16 protein-coding genes are annotated in these 16,565 nt (G+C 63.6%); 2 read left to right on the plus strand and 14 right to left on the minus strand.

Features of this window, described 5'->3' with window-relative positions:
• The first annotated feature begins 4 nt into the window (after window positions 1-4).
• The gene (locus FJ953_RS13770; protein ID WP_140494488.1) at window positions 5-511 is read left to right on the plus strand and encodes an OsmC family protein; all 507 of its coding nucleotides are present in this window, start codon (window positions 5-7) and stop codon (window positions 509-511) included.
• 14 nt (window positions 512-525) lie between these two features.
• On the opposite strand, the gene FJ953_RS13775 is transcribed toward FJ953_RS13770, so the two are convergent.
• The 13 genes from FJ953_RS13775 to rpsF all read right to left on the minus strand — a co-directional run bounded on the left by FJ953_RS13775 (window position 526) and on the right by rpsF (window position 12,361).
• Window positions 526-744 (minus strand): hypothetical protein, encoded by a 219-nt coding sequence (locus FJ953_RS13775; protein WP_140494486.1) that lies wholly within the window; start codon window positions 742-744, stop codon window positions 526-528.
• A gap of 147 nt (window positions 745-891) precedes the next feature.
• Window positions 892-1,527 (minus strand): hypothetical protein, encoded by a 636-nt coding sequence (locus FJ953_RS13780; protein ID WP_140555762.1) that lies wholly within the window; start codon window positions 1,525-1,527, stop codon window positions 892-894.
• Between the two features lie 82 nt (window positions 1,528-1,609).
• A complete protein-coding gene (locus FJ953_RS13785) occupies window positions 1,610-2,365 on the minus strand; it encodes an SDR family NAD(P)-dependent oxidoreductase (RefSeq protein ID WP_140580931.1) in 756 nt (251 codons plus the stop codon).
• A 48-nt stretch (window positions 2,366-2,413) separates the two neighbouring features.
• Entirely contained in the window at window positions 2,414-3,883 is a 1,470-nt protein-coding gene (purF, locus tag FJ953_RS13790; RefSeq protein ID WP_140624551.1) for an amidophosphoribosyltransferase, read from the minus strand.
• A gap of 121 nt (window positions 3,884-4,004) precedes the next feature.
• Complete coding sequence (locus FJ953_RS13795) at window positions 4,005-4,676, minus strand: CvpA family protein (RefSeq protein ID WP_140494478.1); 672 nt, start codon at window positions 4,674-4,676, stop codon at window positions 4,005-4,007.
• A gap of 43 nt (window positions 4,677-4,719) precedes the next feature.
• The gene (radA, locus tag FJ953_RS13800; RefSeq protein ID WP_140624552.1) at window positions 4,720-6,123 is read right to left on the minus strand and encodes a DNA repair protein RadA; all 1,404 of its coding nucleotides are present in this window, start codon (window positions 6,121-6,123) and stop codon (window positions 4,720-4,722) included.
• Between the two features lie 87 nt (window positions 6,124-6,210).
• Window positions 6,211-7,701 (minus strand): replicative DNA helicase, encoded by a 1,491-nt coding sequence (locus tag FJ953_RS13805; RefSeq protein WP_140494474.1) that lies wholly within the window; start codon window positions 7,699-7,701, stop codon window positions 6,211-6,213.
• A 225-nt stretch (window positions 7,702-7,926) separates the two neighbouring features.
• On the minus strand, window positions 7,927-8,898 hold the full coding sequence (locus FJ953_RS13810; protein WP_140624553.1) for a small ribosomal subunit Rsm22 family protein: 972 nt from the start codon (window positions 8,896-8,898) through the stop codon (window positions 7,927-7,929).
• Window positions 8,899-8,901: 3 nt separating this feature from the next.
• The gene (locus FJ953_RS13815; RefSeq protein WP_140624554.1) at window positions 8,902-9,225 is read right to left on the minus strand and encodes a YnfA family protein; all 324 of its coding nucleotides are present in this window, start codon (window positions 9,223-9,225) and stop codon (window positions 8,902-8,904) included.
• A gap of 85 nt (window positions 9,226-9,310) precedes the next feature.
• The gene (locus FJ953_RS13820; RefSeq protein WP_140517844.1) at window positions 9,311-10,603 is read right to left on the minus strand and encodes a cyclopropane-fatty-acyl-phospholipid synthase family protein; all 1,293 of its coding nucleotides are present in this window, start codon (window positions 10,601-10,603) and stop codon (window positions 9,311-9,313) included.
• A 216-nt stretch (window positions 10,604-10,819) separates the two neighbouring features.
• Window positions 10,820-11,404 carry a 50S ribosomal protein L9 gene (gene rplI, locus FJ953_RS13825; protein ID WP_140494465.1) on the minus strand — a complete coding sequence of 195 codons (585 nt, stop codon included), beginning with the start codon at window positions 11,402-11,404 and terminating at the stop codon, window positions 10,820-10,822.
• Between the two features lie 214 nt (window positions 11,405-11,618).
• Entirely contained in the window at window positions 11,619-11,867 is a 249-nt protein-coding gene (gene rpsR / locus FJ953_RS13830) for a 30S ribosomal protein S18 (RefSeq protein ID WP_006203718.1), read from the minus strand.
• Complete coding sequence (rpsF, locus tag FJ953_RS13835; protein WP_140494463.1) at window positions 11,867-12,361, minus strand: 30S ribosomal protein S6; 495 nt, start codon at window positions 12,359-12,361, stop codon at window positions 11,867-11,869. Before rpsF ends, rpsR begins: the two co-directional genes overlap by 1 nt.
• Before the next feature lie 449 nt (window positions 12,362-12,810).
• Between rpsF and FJ953_RS13840 the strand changes: the two genes are divergently transcribed.
• Entirely contained in the window at window positions 12,811-14,520 is a 1,710-nt protein-coding gene (locus FJ953_RS13840) for a pilus assembly protein (protein WP_140624555.1), read from the plus strand.
• A gap of 45 nt (window positions 14,521-14,565) precedes the next feature.
• Here FJ953_RS13840 and FJ953_RS13845 read toward each other — a convergent pair whose 3' ends face one another.
• Entirely contained in the window at window positions 14,566-16,494 is a 1,929-nt protein-coding gene (locus FJ953_RS13845; RefSeq protein ID WP_224646406.1) for an LTA synthase family protein, read from the minus strand.
• Window positions 16,495-16,565 lie beyond the last annotated feature (71 nt).

Here is a 16,565-nt window from a genome sequence, read left to right on the forward strand (position 1 = left end):
CGAAATGGACGCCACCGCACTGAAGGCCATGCAGGCGCCGCTGAAAGAGACCTATCGCGATGATGCTTCGCGCGCGCTCATCACGCTCAGGGCCAGAGGCAGTCTCGATGACCAGTCGATCGCCTGCAAGGTCGAGACGGGCAGGGCTCTCGCGATTGCCGGTCTGCATCCCGCAACCGGCGGCTCGGGGCTCGAGCTTTGCTCGGGCGACATGCTGCTGGAGGCACTTGTGGCCTGCGCCGGCGTGACGCTCAAGGCGGTGGCGACGGCGCTCGAATTCAAGCTCGGCGCCGCCACGGTCGAGGCCGAAGGCGACCTTGATTTTCGCGGCACGCTTGGCGTTGCCAAGGATGCGCCGGTCGGTTTTCGCGCCATCAGGCTGAATTTCAGTCTCGACACCGATGAGCCGCAGGAGCGCATCGATTCCTTGCTGAAGCTGACCGAACGCTACTGCGTGGTGTTCCAGACCATCAACCAGAAGCCGGAACTGACGGTCAGCGCACGGCGCTGACGCCGCATCGCGCCTTACTGCGCTGCCGGTTCCTCCGCGTCGCCCTCATCGGTGAAGGGTGACGCGCTCGGCACGCATTGCAGCGACCAGCCGGTCGGGGCCGGCTGCTTCTGGTATTCGGTGATGGCGGCGGTGCATTGTTCGCGCTTGTCGAACGTGCTGGGCAACACGACCATGCCGCCTTGCGGGCCGGCGATTACCAGGTACCAGACCAACGCTACGCTCGAAGCCATGGGAATTTCCTTGCTCTGCCCAGCCGGGCTTGTTGTGGGAATCTATGCGATCCTATCAACTCTGCGGAAATGACGAAAGCATGACCGCGACTCAGCTTTCCGCCGCCACATCACAGCCGCGTGATGTGGCGGGCGGGCGGGGTCTGGTCAATTCGTTGCGAAACAATAGAACAAGCCGTCGCCGCCGGTGCCTTTCAGCGCCTCCTGGCCGCAGCCGCCGCGCGAAGCATGCGAAGAGTTCCAGGATTTGGCGGCAGCTGAATCGTCGAGCCCGGTGCGGTCGTGATGGCCCATCATGGCTGCCCCTTCCGTGCCGCTCATCGTCCAGTCACCGCAGGTCTGGTCGGCGATCCTGGTGCCGTCGGGCTTCGAGCCGGTCAGCATATCGTGGCGGTTCGGCGTGTCGCCGCGGCCGTTGACCATCTCGCCTTTCTCGGTGAGCGCCGTCTGCTTGGTGATGCCGTTGGCATCGCCGTGCAGCGAGGCGACGTCGTCGGCTATCTTGACGCCCTTGGCATTCACCCACGGTCCCTTGCCGATGCGGTCGCGCGCATCCTCGGTGCTGGTCGACAGATATGCGGCCCAGGTCTTGCCGGTGACGCCGGCTGCTTCCGCCAGCGAGGCGCAATGCGCGTCGGCGCCCTTCAGGCCGCCGAGGTCTGCCCCTTTGCCCGAGCCGACGCTGGTGACGAAGAAGCTCATCTTGGCATCTTGTGACAAGGCTGTGCCGGCGGCCAAGGCTGAGGCAATGGCGGTGGCGGCGATGAGAATAAGTCTGCGCATGTCGGTCCTCCGGGTTTGAGCTTCGAATGTACATTCGAGGAACGCCGCCCGGAGCCGAATTCTTCCGATAAAAAAGATGCGGCTATTCCGGCTGTCGGTAGGCGACGAAACGGTTGTGCTTGGCCTGGAAGATCAATCCTGTCTCTTTCAGGTCGGGGCTTGCCAGCGGCACGATGCGTTTGGCGATCTCGGAGGGATGCGGCAGCGTTTCGGGGTCCTCGCCGGGCACGGCCTGCGCGCGCATCGCGGTGCGGGTGGCCCCCGGATCGGCGGCATTGACGCGCAAGGGCAGGCTCTGCGTCTCATGTGCCCAGGAGCGCATCATCGTCTCGACCGCCGCCTTGGAAGCCGCGTAGGGCGCCCAGAAGGCGCGCGCCGAGTGAGCAGCGTTGGACGACAGGATGATGGCCCGGCCGGCGTCGGAGAGCCGCAGCAGTGGGTCGACCGAGCGGATCAGCCGCCAGGTCGAGATGACGTTGATGGTCATCACCTTCTCGAAGGTTTTCGCCTCGACATGGCCGATCGGCGAGATCACGCCGAGCACGCCCGCATTGGCGACGAGAATGTCGAGCTTGCCCCACCGCTCATGGATGGCGCCGCCCAGGCGGTCGATGCCGGCCATGTCGGCAAGGTCGAGCGGCACCAGCGTCGCTTCGCCCTTGCCGGTTTTGGCGCGCTCGGCCTTGATCTGGTCGTCGAGTTCTTCCAGCCCGCCCACGGTGCGCGCCACGGCAATGACGTGGGCGCCGGCGGCAGCCAGTTCCCTGGCGATGAAGTAACCGATGCCGCGCGAGGCGCCGGTGACGACCGCAACGCGGCCGGAAAGGTCGAAGGTCATGCGATAGATTCCGGAAATATGGCTATGGCAACTGGCAGTGCGGCAATCCTATGCGCCGCTCGTCGCCAGCAGCGACAGCGTGCGCACATTGTCGTGGCCTTCGAAGTCGAGCAGGCGGGTCGGATACTGGCCGGTGAAGCAGGCGTCGCAGAATTGCGGCTGCTCGTTGTCGCGGTTGGCCTCGCCGACGGCGCGATAGAGTCCGTCGATCGACAGGAAGCCGAGCGAATCGACGCGGATGAATTCGGCCATCTCCTCGATCGACATACGTGATGCCAAAAGCTTCGATTTTTCCGGCGTATCGACGCCGTAGAAGCAGGAGGCGCTGGTCGGCGGCGAGGCGATGCGCATATGCACTTCCTTGGCGCCGGCGTCTCGCACCATCTGCACGATCTTCTGGCTGGTGGTGCCGCGCACGATGGAATCGTCGACCAGCACGACGCGCTTGCCCTCGATCATGCGGCGGTTGGCGTTGTGCTTCAGCTTGACGCCCATGTGGCGGATCGAATCGCCGGGCTGGATGAAGGTGCGGCCGACATAGTGGTTGCGGATGATGCCGAGCTCGAAGGGGAGGCCCGCGGCTTGCGAAAAGCCGATTGCCGCCGGCGTGCCGGAATCCGGCACCGGCACGACGATGTCGGCCTCGACAGGATTTTCCTGCGCGAGTTCCGCGCCGATGCGCTTGCGCACCTCGTAGACGTTGCGGCCTTCGACCGAAGAGTCCGGGCGTGCGAAATAGACATATTCGAAGATGCAGAAGCGGGTTTTCTGCGGCTCGAACGGGAACAGGCTCTCGATGCCCTTGGAGGTAACGACGACCATCTCGCCTGGCTTCAGGTCGCGCACGAAACGCGCGCCGATGATGTCCAGCGCGCAGGTTTCGGAGGCCAGGATCCAGGCACCGTCGAGGTCACCCAGTACCAGCGGGCGGATGCCGAGCGGGTCACGGCAACCGATCATCTTCTTGGCCGTCATCGCCACCAGCGAAAAGGCGCCCTCGACCTGGCGCACCGCATCGATGAAGCGCGAGTTGAGATCGCGCTCCTTGCTGGTGGCGACGAGGTGCAGAAGCGTCTCGGTGTCGGAGGTCGAGGAGAAGATCGCGCCTTGCTTCTGCAGCGCGCGCTGCACGGTCATGGCGTTGGTCAGATTGCCGTTATGGGCCACGGCAAAACCGCCATCGGCCAGTTCGGCGAAGAAGGGCTGGATGTTGCGCATGCCGGCGCCGCCGGTCGTGGCGTAGCGCGTGTGGCCGATGGCGCGATTGCCTTGCAGGCTGTCGATGACGCGTTGCTTGGTGAAGGTGTCGCCGATCAGGCCGACATGGCGTTCGACATGAAACTGGGTGCCGTCGTAGGAGACGATGCCGGCCGCTTCCTGGCCGCGATGCTGCAGCGCGTGCAGGCCGAGCGTGACGATGGCCGCCGCGTCCTGCCGGCCGAAAATGCCGAACACGCCGCATTCGTCGTGGAAGTGATCGTCAGCTTCCGCGGAAAGCACGTGGTCTGCGTCTGCCATGGGGCTCAAGCTCCGCTAAAATCGCCATATAAGGCGACAGCGCCGTAAAAGCAACGCGCCCGGCGATGGTTCACGATCACCGCCAGTCTCGGGCGCCTGTTCTGCGGCGCCCGATCACTCATCAATTCGCCGGCGCCGCCGGGGCCGGATTGGCCGGTGCGTTGTCAGCGGGAGGCGTTCCGGCATCGCTATCGTCAGGAGCCGGCGCATTGGCATCGTCCCCTCCCGCCGGGGCATCCGTGGCCGGTGCGTCCGGTGCGGCGGGCGTTTCGGCGGCCGGCTGATTCGGATTGAGCTTCTTGAGGATGGCGTTTTCCGGATCCTCGGGCAGCAGGCTTTCAAGCTTGGCGCCGATCTGTTCCAGCAGCGGCCGCGACTTGGCCTCCGTGACCCAGGCCGGTGCCTTGGCGCCGGCCAGCCAATTGAAGAACAGCAGGGCCACGGCAACCACCAGAATGCCGCGGGCGGCGCCATAGAGGAAGCCGAGCGTGCGGTCGAGCGCGCCGATGCGGGAATCGATGATCCAGTCGGCGAGCTTCATGGTGATGACGCTGACGACGATCAAAGCGATGATGAAGACGACGCCGGCGGAGGCCGCCATGGCGATCTTTTCATTGTCGATGTAGGGTTTCAGGTAGGGCAGCACGGGCTTGTAGAAAAAGAACGCCGCCGCGGCTGCCGCCGCCCAGGACACGATGGACAGGACCTCGCGTGAAAAGCCGCGAACCATGGCGAGCATCGCCGAGACCAGGGTGAAGCCGACGAGAATTCCGTCAAGCAGCGTTATCGGCATCTTTGTCGCCCCACTCCCTGTCGCTCACCACCAGGTGAGCCCGTCATTCTTCGTCGTTGGCGCGGCTGCGCCGTGAGCCGGCTATGCGCGCCACGAGGTCGGCGAGCTCGGTGGGCTGGAAAGCGCCGGCCCCGATTCCTCCGGCAAGTTCCTCGCTGCCCAAGGGCAGAACCGCGCTTGCGAAACCCAGCTTTTCGGCCTCCTTGAGACGCTGCTGCGCATGCGCAACCGGCCTCACGGCGCCAGAAAGGCTGATTTCGCCGAAATAGACGCAATCGGCGGGAAGGGCAAGACCGGTGAGCGAGGAAACCAGTGCGGCCGCCACCGCCACATCGGCCGCGGGCTCGGAAATGCGGTAGCCGCCGGCTACGTTCAGATAGACGTCCTGTTGGCCGAAGCGCACGCAGCAATGCGCCTCGAGCACCGCCAGGATCATCGACAGCCGGGCGCCGTCCCAGCCAACGACGGCGCGGCGCGGCGTGCCGAGCGAGGAGGGCGCGACCAGCGCCTGGATTTCGACCAGCACCGGCCTTGTGCCTTCCATGCCGGCGAAAACCGCCGCTCCCGGCGATTTCGCGTGGCGCTCACCGAGGAACAGCTCGGACGGATTGGCAACCTCGCGCAGCCCCTTGTCCGACATTTCGAAGACGCCGATCTCGTCGGTCGGCCCGAAACGGTTCTTGACGGTGCGCAGGATACGGTAGTGATGGCCGCCTTCGCCCTCGAAATAGAGCACGGCGTCGACCATGTGCTCGACGACGCGCGGGCCGGCGATCTGGCCTTCCTTGGTGACATGGCCGACAAGCACGATCGCAGCGCCTGTGGATTTAGCATAGCGGATCATCGCCTGGGCGGCGGCACGCACCTGGGTAACGGTGCCGGGCGCCGAATCGGCGAGGTCGGTCCACAGCGTCTGGATGGAATCAAGAATCACCAGGTCCGGCCGCTTGCCATCGGCGATCGTGGCAAGAATATCCTCGACATTGGTCTCGGCCGCGAGCTCGACCGGCGAGGAAGCAACGCCGAGGCGCTGCGCGCGCAGCCTGATCTGGGCGACCGCCTCCTCACCCGAGACATAGACGATGCGGTGGCCCCTCGAGGCAAGGGCAGCAGCAGCCTGGGTGAGCAGCGTCGACTTGCCGATACCGGGATCGCCGCCGACCAGCAGCGCCGAGCCGCGCACGAAGCCGCCGCCCGTGGCGCGGTCGAGCTCACCGATGCCCGACACGATGCGCGGCGCGTCCTCGATATCGCCGGAAAGCGTGGTCAGCACCACCGCGCGGCCCTTGCGTGCGTTGCGCGTATTGGCCGGCCCGGAACCGATGCCGCCGGACGTACCTTCCTCGACCAGCGTGTTCCATTCGCCGCAGGCGTCGCATTTTCCGGCCCAGCGCTGATGCACCGATCCGCAGTTCTGGCAGATGAACTGGACGCGGGATTTAGCCATTAGCGAGGCCTGCTTCGGGATCGCCGATGCTGGATAGGTGGGCGGGACAGAGGGGGTTTGACGGAGCGTGACGGTGAGTCAAAAAAGCTACTCAAACCTTTCCGCGATATGATGTTCCTCCGCCAGATCCGAGAAGCGGGTAAATTCGCCGTGGAAGGCTAGCGTGACCGTGCCCGTTGGTCCGTGACGCTGCTTGGCCACGATCACCTCGGCCTTGCCGCGCATCTCGTTCATCTCGTTTTCCCACTTGATGTACTCGTCGGTGCCGAGCTTCGGCTCGCGGTTCTTGAGGTAGTATTCCTCGCGGTAGACGAAGATCACGACGTCGGCGTCCTGCTCGATCGAGCCGGATTCGCGCAAGTCCGAGAGCTGCGGGCGCTTGTCGTCGCGGCTTTCAACCTGTCGCGAGAGCTGCGACAGCGCGATGATCGGCACCGCGAGCTCCTTGGCCAGTGCCTTGAGGCCGGTGGTGATCTCGGTGATTTCCTGCACGCGGTTCTGCGAGGCCCTGGCGCTGGAGCCCTGCATCAGCTGGATATAGTCGATGACGATGAGGTCGAGGCCGCGCTGGCGCTTCAGGCGCCGGGCGCGGGCCGAGAGCTGGGCGATCGAGATGCCGCCGGTCTGGTCGATGAACAGCGGAATCTTCTGCATGGTCTGCGAACAGGCGACCAGCTTTTCGAAGTCCATTTCGGTAATCTCGCCGCGGCGGATCTTCGAGGAGGAGATTTCCGTCTGTTCGGAGATGATACGGGTCGCGAGCTGTTCCGACGACATTTCGAGCGAGAAGAAGCCGACGACACCGCCATTCGCCGCCTTGAACGACCCGTCGGCCTGCTGCGCCGGCACATAGGCCTCGGCGACGTTGAAAGCGATGTTGGTGGCGAGCGACGTCTTGCCCATGCCCGGACGGCCGGCAAGGACGATCAGATCGGACGATTGCAGGCCGCCCATGCGGCGGTCGAGGTCGCGCATGCCGGTGGCCAGCCCCGACAGGTGGCCGTCGCGCATGTAGGCGGCGTTGGCCATGTCGACCGCGGTCTTGACCGCGTCGGTGAAGCTCTCGAAGCCGCCGTCATAGCGTCCGGTTTCGGCCAGCTCGAACAGGCGCCGTTCGGCATCCTCGATCTGCTCGGACGGCGACATGTCGACCGGCGCGTCATAGGCGATGTTGACCATGTCCTCGCCGACGGTGATCAGGGCGCGACGCGTCGCAAGGTCATAGATGGCGCGACCGTAATCTGCGGCGTTGACGACCGTGACGGCTTCGACCGCCAGGCGCACGACATATTGTGCTACCGTCATGTCGCCGACCTTCTCGTCGGCCGGCAGGAAGGTCTTCAGCGTGATCGGCGTTGCCACCTTGCCCATGCGAATGAGCTCTGCCGCGATCTCGAAGATCTTGCGATGCAGGGGTTCGTAAAAGTGGCTGGCCTTCAGGAAGTCGGAGACGCGATAGAAGGCATCGTTGTTGACCAGGATCGCGCCGAGCAGCGCCTGTTCCGCCTCGATGTTGTTCGGCGCCTCGCGATAGAGCGGTTGCTCCGCCACGCCGAATTTCCGCGCTGCCTCTGCCATGATGTCCCCGATTTCGATCCCGGTCTCTCGATATCAGAATCGGAAAATTGAGTGCTGACTTATCTGCAACAGTTATCACCCAAGCAGATTTGATGCCCACTGTTCACAGAAACAAAAAACCGTCCACAGGACAGTATTCCCGTGCCCTGATTCCGATTGACTCGACAAGGTGCTGATTCTACGCGACGGTTTGGAACAAAGCAAGAACGATCGTCACCCGAATCCCTACGCTGTATCGAGCACATCGCCCCAGTCCGACCGCCGTGCCGCCTTGAACAGTTCACCGTCACGCTTGCTGAAAAGCGTCTCTCCGGCACTGCCGTCCGGCCGGCAAAGCTTGAGCGCCGCCTTGCCCGAGCCGGTTTTCGGTGGCGCGATCACCCGCGCCGCGCGGACTGGCGCCGGCTGCCTCGAAGCCGCGACATAGATGAACTTCTCGTCCTCCCATGGCACTTCGGCGTCCTTGGCCAGCCGGTGCAGGCGCGAGCGGGCGACGCGCCGCGAAAAGTGGCACCAGTCGGGCGCGATGAGCGGGCAGGGGGCTTCGTGCGGGCAAGGTGCCAGCACATGCGCGCCCGCTTCTATCAGTTGCCGGCGAACCGCGAGAACACGCTGCCAGCCCGCCGGCGTGCCCGGCTCCACGATCAGCAGCGTGTCTGTCGTGAGCTGCCACAGCCGATCGACCATTTTGGGCAGGGATGCCGGTGCGATCTCGTCCAGCACATAGGCGCAGGTGACCAGGTCCGCCGGCTGCAAACCGTCAAGGTCGATGGTCACGTCGCCGGCCTGCCAGGCGATCCGGGCAGCGATCGCATCGGCGGCAAGCGCCTCGCCGACCTTGCGCACCGCAGCACTGGCTTCCAGCAAAACCGCCTGTTGAAGACCGGGCCACAGGTCCGCCGTCGCCCAAAGCACCGTGCCCGGGCCGGCGCCGACATCGAGCAGGGTTTCCGGCGCGAATTCCGGCTGCGCTTCGTTCACCGCGTCGAGACTGGCGCGGACGGCGGCATAGGTCGCCGGCAGCCGCGTCGCCAGATAAGCCTTGACCGCCATATCCTGCGCCATATGCAGGCGACCGTCGCGCATCTCGGCGCGGTAACGGTCCGACAGGGTTTTCGCCGCCTGCCTGAGCACCGGTAGCGGCACATTTTCGAGGGCACGATCGACAGCCTGTCGAAGCGGGGCAGGCAGTTCCACGGCTCATGCCCCTCGTGGTGCGAGCAGGATGACAGAGGCGCCCACTATGCAGAGCGTCGCCCCCGCAAGGTCCCACCGGTCGGGACGCACGCTTTCCACCAACCAAAGCCAAGCCAGCGACGCCGCGATGTAGATGCCGCCATAGGCGGCATAGGCGCGGCCGGCCGCGCTGGTGTCGACCAGGGCCAGAAGCCAGGCGAAGAGAACGAGCGAAACGAAACCTGGCAGCAGCCACAGCGGCGATTTCTCCAGCCGCCACCACGCCCACACCGAAAAACAGCCAGCGATCTCGGCGAGCGCCGCGGCTGCATAGAGGAGGTAGGTCATGAAAAAGGCCTCGCGACGATCACGAGGCCTTTTTCAGGGCACGAGCCGGGAATGGCAAGCGCCAATGCGGCAAAGCGGTCTGTTCCTATTCCGCCACCTTGCGGCGCCGGGCGGGCTTGGCGGCCTCTTCGACCGGAGCCGCTTCGCGATGGCCCATGTCGCGCATTTCGAGCGCCTTTTCACATTTGACCATATAGTCGCGCGCCATCGGCAGGGTGTCGTTCTTCCTGGCAAGCTGGATCTGGAAGATGACCAGATCCTGCCAGCGGAAGGCGGCTTCCGAGGCTGCCAGATAGAATTCCCACATGCGGCAGAAGCGTTCGTCATAGATCGCCTTGGCCTTGTCGCGGTTGGCGGCGAAGCGCTGGCCCCAATGCTTCAACGTGTCGGCATAATGGAGCCGCAGGATTTCGATGTCCGTGACGACGAGGCCTGACTTCTCGATCGCCGGCATGACTTCGGAAAGCGCGGGAATGTAGCCGCCCGGGAAGATGTATTTGCGGATGAAGGCGCTGGTCGCCCACGGCACGCCGGAGCGGCCGATCGTGTGCAGGAGCATGACGCCATCAGGCTTCAGCAACGTCGCGCTCTTGTCGAAGAAAGTGCGGTAGTGATTGACCCCGACATGTTCGAACATGCCGACCGAAACGATGCGGTCGAAGCGTTCGTTGAGTTCGCGGTAATCCTTCAGCTCGAAGTGAACGTGGTTTTCCAGGCCCTGGGCATGCGCCCGGTCGGTGGCGACGCCGTGCTGCTCGGTCGACAGTGTCACGCCCTGTACGTCGACGTCGAAGGCCTTGGCAAGGTAGAGGCCTAGCCCGCCCCAGCCGGAGCCGATGTCGAGCACCGTCTGCCCGGCCTTCAGCCTGAGCTTGGCGGCGATGTGGCGCTTCTTGGCTGCCTGCGCCTCGTCCAGCGTCATGTCCGGCTGCTCGAAATAGGCGCAGGAATACTGCATGTCCTCATCGAGGAAGAGCCGGTAAAGGTCACCCGACAGATCATAGTGGCGCTGCACGTTGCGGCGCGAACGCGACGCGGTGTTGATCTGCTGCAGGCGGCGGAAAGCGTGGCGCAGGCCTTCGATGGCTTTCGACCACGTCGCGTCGATGCCGCCGCTGCCCATGTTCTGGAAAGCGATGCGCATCAGGCCAAGGACGCCGCCCTCGAGGATGTCGAGTTCGCCATCCATGTAGGCTTCCGGCACGGCCAGCATCGGATCGAAAGTAATGGCGCGCTCGGCGTGCCTGGTTTTGATGTGCAGGTGCACCGGCTCGCCGCTGCCGTCACCGAACACGAATGTCGTGCCCTGTGGGCCGGTCACCTTGAGATTGCCTGTGCGCACCAGGCGGTCCAGAACGCGTTTCAACAGAATATTCATGACCCAAATGTCCCCTCTCGGTCAGACAGGCTGTCCTACTCTGCATCAATATATAGGGTTTCGAAAAGTTCCTTTTGGCACAAAAATGCCCAGGTGGTGAACCCGGGCATTGGTCCAGTCTGGCTTGAACTGCCAGTCTGATCGGAGCTGCCAGTCTGATCGGAGCTGATTGGCCGAAGCCGAATGCGGCGCGCCGGCAGGCGCGCCGCGCCGATGTCAGGCGTTCTCTTCGCCGCCCTCGAACTCGGCGTTCGGGTCGAAGAAGTTCTCCGGCCGGGCATTGTCGTTGATGTCCTCGCCATAGATGGCCTCGGCGGTGGTCAGCGTCTCGCCCTTGGCCTGCCGCTCGGCTTCGTCGGCCGTGCGGGCGATGTTGAGCGTGATCGTGACCTCGACTTCCGGATGCAGCGCGATCGCCACATTGGTCACGCCGATGGTCTTGATCGGCTGGTTGAGCTGGATCTGGTTGCGGTTGACCGAAAAGCCCTCTGCCGTCAGCAGGTCGGCGATATCGCGCGTCGACACCGAGCCGTAGAGCTGGCCGGTCTCGCCGGCCGAGCGAACGGCGATGAAGCTCTTGCCGTCGAGCTGTTCGGCGACCTGCGAGGCTTCGGACTTCCGCTCGAGGTTGCGGGCTTCGAGCTGCGCGCGCTGGCCTTCGAACTTCTTCTTGTTGGCTTCGTTGGCGCGCAGCGCCTTGCCCTGCGGCAACAGGAAATTGCGGGCAAAGCCGTCCTTGACCTTGACGGTGTCGCCCATTTGGCCGAGGCGGGAAACGCGTTCGAGAAGAATGACTTCCATGGTTTTGTTCCTTTTGGTTAGGGCGCCAATCACGGGATCGGTGCGAAATTCTTTGGAACAGGTCAGGAAGCAAAAGGGCGTTGCCGCCGGTGTCGCTGTCCTGCCTGTCGCGGCAGTTAGAGGCTTTTGGCCTCAACTCGGGATTTGATGCGCAACCCAGCGGCGCCCGTCGCCGTGGAAGAGAAGCGGGGGGCGGAGCCGCCCGCGCCAAGGATTAGCGAACCACGTAGGGCAGCAGGCCGAGGAAGCGGGCGCGCTTGATCGCCTTGGCGAGCTCGCGCTGCTTCTTCTGGCTGACGGCGGTGATGCGCGACGGCACGATCTTGCCGCGCTCGGAAATGTAGCGCTGCAGGAGGCGCACGTCCTTGTAATCGATCTTGGGCGCGTTGGCGCCCGAGAACGGGCAGGTCTTGCGGCGGCGATGGAACGGGCGCCGGGTCGGGATCTGGTTAATGTCGACCATTATTCTGCACCCCCTTCAAAGCCTTCGCGCGGACGGCGCGGACCACGATCGCCACCAGCGTCGCCGCCGAAGCTGCGTGGCGGACGATCGCCGCGATCACGGTCGCCGAACGAGCGCGGACCACGGTCGCCGCGGTCGCGGTCGCCGAAGCCGCCGCGTTCCGAGCGCTCTTCGCGCTTCTGCATCATGGCGGAGGGACCTTCCTCATGCGCATCGACCTTGATGGTCAGGAAACGCAGCACGTCCTCGGACAGGCCCATCTGGCGCTCCATTTCGTTGAGCGCTGCCGGCGGGCAGTCAAGATCCATCAGCGTGTAGTATGCCTTCCGGTTCTTGTTGACCCGGTAGGTGAGGGACTTCAGTCCCCAGTTCTCGACCCGGCCGACGGACCCGCCATTGGCGGAGATGACGCCCTTGTACTGTTCGACAAGCGCATCGACCTGCTGCTGCGAGAGGTCCTGCCGGGCAAGAAACACATGTTCGTAAAGAGCCATTATGTCTTTTCGCCTTTCTTCGTTTCTCTCCCGGTTCCCGGCGGCAAAAGCCTCTGCAACTTCTCTGACCCGCCAGGAGCGGGGAAGAAAGGAGCATGACGAGACGGTCGAGAGCGGAGACACGGGAGGCGGAAGCGCTTCTGGCTTCACGCGAAGGTTTTCGAAAACCTCCGGCCCTCCGTTCAGCCCCCAGCTGGGACCGGCAGATTGGCGGCGTCTATATAGCAATCCACGTGGAAGGCAAGAGCAGGCGGCAATCCCGGATGTCGCAGGGCCGGAAAACCGGCATGTGCGGCGATAGGACTCCGTGGTTCCCGGAAACCAGGCCTTAACCACCATGACAGGTTGTATGGGGTTGCGGCCCCGGCATCAACCGCCGATTCATCATGTCTGGCGCAAAAAGCGGCATCCCGCTGTCAGCAACGGGCTAGGCATTTCCGGGGGTAAGGATGCTTCTCAAGAAATTCTGGCGCTCGAAAAGCGGCAACTTCGCGCTTTTGCTCGGGATCGGCTTGCCGGCCATCCTGTCGGCGGTGGCCTTCGCAGCCGATGTCTCCACCATCATGCGGGCCAAGAGCAACCTGCAGAATGCGCTCGACGCGGCAAATCTCGCCTCCTCGCATCTCGGCGATCTGGACATCACCCGCACCGACGCCTTCAACCGCTATTTCCAGGCCAACGTAGCCGGACATGGCGAACTCACAAATGCGCGGGCCACGTTGACGGTCGACAGGGGCGTCAACTTCGTCAAGACGAAGGCCGTCGCCTCGGCTGACGTCGATTTGAACTTCGCCTTCCTGCTCGGTGAGAGCAGGCACATCGTGGTCGATGCCTCGACGGTCGAATCGAACAACCAGCTCGAAGTCGTGCTGGTTCTGGACAACACCGGCTCGATGGCCGGCGCCAAAATTGCTGCCCTCAAGACAGCGACGGACAATCTGCTCAAATATCTGGAAGCGGCGCAATCACCGACGCGCAAGGTCCGCGTGGCGCTGGTACCCTTCGTCACGGCTGTCAATGTCAACGGCGACGGGTTCGACCCGTCCTGGATCGACATGGACGGCAAGTCATCCACCAATGGAATCAATTTCCCCGTCATCAACGACAAGCGTCCCAATCATATGGCGCTGTTCAGGCAGTTGATGAAAGATCCGGCCTCTGCCGCCAAATTGACGGGGTGGAAGGACGGCAAGGGGGAGGATACGGGTTGGAAAGGCTGCGTCGAGGCGCGGCCTGGTGTCCTTAATATCGCCGATACGCCGCCTGATCCACGTTACCCTGACACTCTGTTCGTGCCTTATTTCGCGCCGGACAGTCCGGGAAAGGGGACGAGACCTTCCAGCGGCTATTCAAACGATGCCTATCACTACAACAATTCCTTTATCGACGACGCCCCTGATGAGGCCAAACTTGCTCGGAATGGCGGACTGAATATTCTCGGAATAGACCTGAGCGGCTTGCTTGGAAGTGCTGCCGGGCTTTTGCGGGGTGATCTTGAAACAGTCGCCAAATATGTGGCGCCGCAGAACACCGCCATTGCCACCGCGGTCACAAACGATCCAAACGCCTTGCAATTGACGGTGGGGCCAAACCGGTCCTGTCCCTCGCCAATCGTCCCCTTGACCGAAGACTTTACAAAACTTCGCAACGAGGCCGCCAAGATGCTTGCATGGGCGGGGTCCGGCACCAATGTTTCCGAGGGCCTGGCCTGGGGCCAGCGGGTGTTGTCGCCGGGTGCGCCATACGCCGAGGGTACGCCTTGGAAGACGCCTGGGGTGAGCAAGATCGTCATGTTGCTCACCGACGGCGAGAATGTCGTCTACGGCGCCAGCAACGAGACGACCAAGTCAGACTATACGTCCTATGGTTTTCTCGCGGGCTCAACCTATGGCGCTGCCGGTCGGCTTGGATCGGACAATCAGACCACCGCCGCGCGCAATGTCGACGGATGGACCAAAAGCGTCTGCACGCAGTTGAAGAAGCAGGGCGCCGAAATCTACACGATGGTGCTGCAATCCGATACCGCCGCCAACCGCACGCTTTACAGCGCCTGCGCCTCGGATCCCAGCGACTACTACGCCGTCAACGATCCAAACAAATTGCCGAACGTGTTCCAGCAGATCGCCAACAAATTCTCGAAATTGCAACTGACGAATTGAACGCTCGACCCCGCTGGGCGGCATCCTGGAAGGATGCCGCGAATTTCAGCTCATATGGGCGACGACCTTGTCCACCGTTTCGGGGAAGAAGTCGGGCGCCGCGTGGCGTTTGCCGAACATCATGTCGTATTGCAGCAGCCGGAAGTCGCGGATCGCCGGGTCGATCTGCTTTTGCCGCGCCCAATCGGGCGTGGCTTCTCCCGCCGGCGTCAGCAGCAGATTGCGGTCGACCACGCGGTAGCGTTCGCGCATCTCGCCCAGGAAGCCGGTATAGTAGGGGTGGGTGATGCCGGCCGTTTTCAGGATGTGATAGGGCAGGAAGGCGGGGCTGACGGCGCCCATGTCCTTGGCAGGGCCTGTGCGGTTCGACCAGATGACCAGTGGCGTCTGATGATGCTCCAGCGCCGCCTCGGCGGAAGCCTCCTTGCGCGGCGCGACATTGTCCTTCATGAACCCGGTCTCTACATAGACCGGCCCAAGCGGCGGCAGATGGTCGCCGAAGAAGGCGATGACGGTGGGGCGAGAGCGTTTCTTTGCCCATTCGATCAGGCGTTCGAGACCGCGGTCCGCGTCGGCCGAGCCCTCGGTGTAACTCAGCAGCGATTCACGCGCCCATTGGCTGATCGGCGCCTGCACGGTGTGGGTCGGGTTGTAGTAGCGGTTCGGCTCGTAAGGGCCGTGGTTCTGCAGGCTGACGGCAAAGAAGAACACCGGGGCATCGCTGGCATCGGCCTCGCTGATGATCTCGTCCGTCATCGCCGCGTCGGATGCCAGCGGCCCGCGCTTTTGCATCGGCGGCAACGTCTCTTCCGATCTGAAGTCGTCGAAGCCGAAATCGGCATAGACCGCGCCGCGGTTCCAGAACCAGTTGGTGCCCGGATGGATGGCGCGCGCCCTGTAGCCCTCCCTCTTCAGGAAGGTCGCCAGCGACGGCGTCGGCGTGCGCACATATTGCTGGTAGGGGATGCTGCCGGCCGGCAGGAAGGCGTTGGAGAAGCCGGTCAGTGCCTCGAACTCGATATTGGCGGTCATGCCGCCGAATTCGGGTGAGAACATGGAGCCCGAACGCAGCGCCCGCACGTTGGGGATCGGATCGGGCGTGATGGTGACCCCGGGCAGCTTGGTCGGATCCCAGAAGGATTCGCTCATGACGACGATGATGTCGGGCTTTTCCTGGGGCACCGAGGCGGTCACCTGCGGCCTGTCGATGGCCGCGATCGCCTTTTCCGAATAGCCTGGCGGCGCCGAGACATGCGCCATCGGCACGTTCAGCGCGAAGGCGAGCGCAAAGCCGTTGGAGGCGTAATTTTCCTTCTGGTCCCACATAATCGGGATGATCTGCAGCCGGTCCCGGGTCCAGGAGAAGGTGGCATAGTCCATGATCGAGACGAAGAAGGCGAGCAGCGGCACGGCCAGCGTCAGCCGGGCGAGACGGCCCTTGCGGCTGAGTATGGGCACTTTTCGACGCCAGACCCGCCAGCCATAGATGAGCAGCGACAGGCCGGCGACGATGCCGACAATCATGGCAAGGGCAGTCATCGGACGGTCACGCACCAGAAGCGGCAGCAGCGCCACGATCTGGCGGGAGTAGAGGAAATCGGTCGGGTAGAGGGGATCGCCGAGATAATGCGATTTCTGGTGACCGATGAAAGCCAGCGAGAGCGTCAGCGGCGCGACGATCATCAGGCTTTGATAGCTGCGGCCGAAAACGGCATCGAGGCCGACCAGAACCAGTGCGAACACCACGATCGTGGTCCAGCCCGGCTTGAGCGGCTGCAGGAAGAAGGAAACCGTGCCGGCGAAGTCGCCGCGCACGATCAATTCGATGGCGAACACCAGGACGGCCGCGATCAGCAGGCTGGTCAGCCCATAGCGTATGGTCGGCCACTTCCGTCCCGGCAGGTAGCCGGTGGAAGGATCGTCTTCCAGAAACTGTGGCGCGGCTTTGCCTGCGCCTTTCGAAATCCTAGCCACTTTAACTTCCCCACCCAGCGACAGACCCGTCACTCGATTGTCATGGAATTGTCACGCAAAGCTAGCGCCTG

It is taken from the genome of Mesorhizobium sp. B2-3-6 (assembly GCF_006442305.1).
GTDB lineage: Bacteria > Pseudomonadota > Alphaproteobacteria > Rhizobiales > Rhizobiaceae > Mesorhizobium.

Bases quoted from the DNA above. Each gene is read 5' to 3' on its own strand.
- purF (WP_140624551.1), bottom strand. From the start codon at position 3,883: ATGGCAGACGCAGACCACGTGCTTTCCGCGGAAGCTGACGATCACTTC.
- rplI (WP_140494465.1), bottom strand. From the start codon at position 11,404: ATGGAAGTCATTCTTCTCGAACGCGTTTCCCGCCTCGGCCAAATGGGC.
- rpsF (WP_140494463.1), bottom strand. From the start codon at position 12,361: ATGGCTCTTTACGAACATGTGTTTCTTGCCCGGCAGGACCTCTCGCAG.
- radA (WP_140624552.1), bottom strand. From the start codon at position 6,123: ATGGCTAAATCCCGCGTCCAGTTCATCTGCCAGAACTGCGGATCGGTG.
- FJ953_RS13785 (WP_140580931.1), bottom strand. From the start codon at position 2,365: ATGACCTTCGACCTTTCCGGCCGCGTTGCGGTCGTCACCGGCGCCTCG.
- FJ953_RS13795 (WP_140494478.1), bottom strand. From the start codon at position 4,676: ATGCCGATAACGCTGCTTGACGGAATTCTCGTCGGCTTCACCCTGGTC.
- FJ953_RS13805 (WP_140494474.1), bottom strand. From the start codon at position 7,701: ATGGCAGAGGCAGCGCGGAAATTCGGCGTGGCGGAGCAACCGCTCTAT.
- FJ953_RS13775 (WP_140494486.1), bottom strand. From the start codon at position 744: ATGGCTTCGAGCGTAGCGTTGGTCTGGTACCTGGTAATCGCCGGCCCG.
- FJ953_RS13820 (WP_140517844.1), bottom strand. From the start codon at position 10,603: ATGAATATTCTGTTGAAACGCGTTCTGGACCGCCTGGTGCGCACAGGC.
- FJ953_RS13770 (WP_140494488.1), top strand. From the start codon at position 5: ATGGACGCCACCGCACTGAAGGCCATGCAGGCGCCGCTGAAAGAGACC.
- FJ953_RS13840 (WP_140624555.1), top strand. From the start codon at position 12,811: ATGCTTCTCAAGAAATTCTGGCGCTCGAAAAGCGGCAACTTCGCGCTT.
- rpsR (WP_006203718.1), bottom strand. From the start codon at position 11,867: ATGGTCGACATTAACCAGATCCCGACCCGGCGCCCGTTCCATCGCCGC.
- FJ953_RS13815 (WP_140624554.1), bottom strand. From the start codon at position 9,225: ATGACCTACCTCCTCTATGCAGCCGCGGCGCTCGCCGAGATCGCTGGC.
- FJ953_RS13780 (WP_140555762.1), bottom strand. From the start codon at position 1,527: ATGCGCAGACTTATTCTCATCGCCGCCACCGCCATTGCCTCAGCCTTG.